This window comes from Collinsella sp. AM20-15AC, assembly GCF_003471405.1.
In the GTDB taxonomy this organism is placed as follows: domain Bacteria; phylum Actinomycetota; class Coriobacteriia; order Coriobacteriales; family Coriobacteriaceae; genus Collinsella.
Window position 1 is genome coordinate 277 of the sequence record NZ_QRJA01000075.1, and the last position, 388, is coordinate 664.

The window sequence follows — 388 nt, forward strand, 5'->3', positions numbered from 1 at the left end:
CCCGGCCCTGCTCGCCCGCACCTGCGCCGGGCACGGCATCACCCTCGTCCACGTCTCCTCCGACTACGTCTTCGACGGCACGGCCGAGGTGCATGACGAGGACGAGCCGTTCTCCCCGCTGTCCGTCTACGGCCAGACCAAGGCCGCCGGCGACATCGCCGTGGCCGGCTGCCCGCGCCACTACGTCATGCGCTCCAGCTGGGTCATCGGCGAGGGTCACAACTTCGTCAAGACCATGAAGGGGCTGTCCGACCGCGTCGCCGACCCCGAGGACAGGCTCACGCAGGTCACGGTCGTGGACGACCAGCTGGGCCGCCTGACCTTCACACGCGACATGGCCGGGGCCATCTTCCACGTGCTGGGCTCGCACGCCCCCTACGGCACCTAC

General features: G+C 70.1%; 1 protein-coding gene. It reads left to right on the plus strand.

Features of this window, described 5'->3' with window-relative positions; genetic code table 11:
* Nucleotides 1-388: sugar nucleotide-binding protein (locus DW233_RS10525; RefSeq protein ID WP_233547988.1), on the plus strand; the 388-nt coding region annotated here is incomplete at both ends.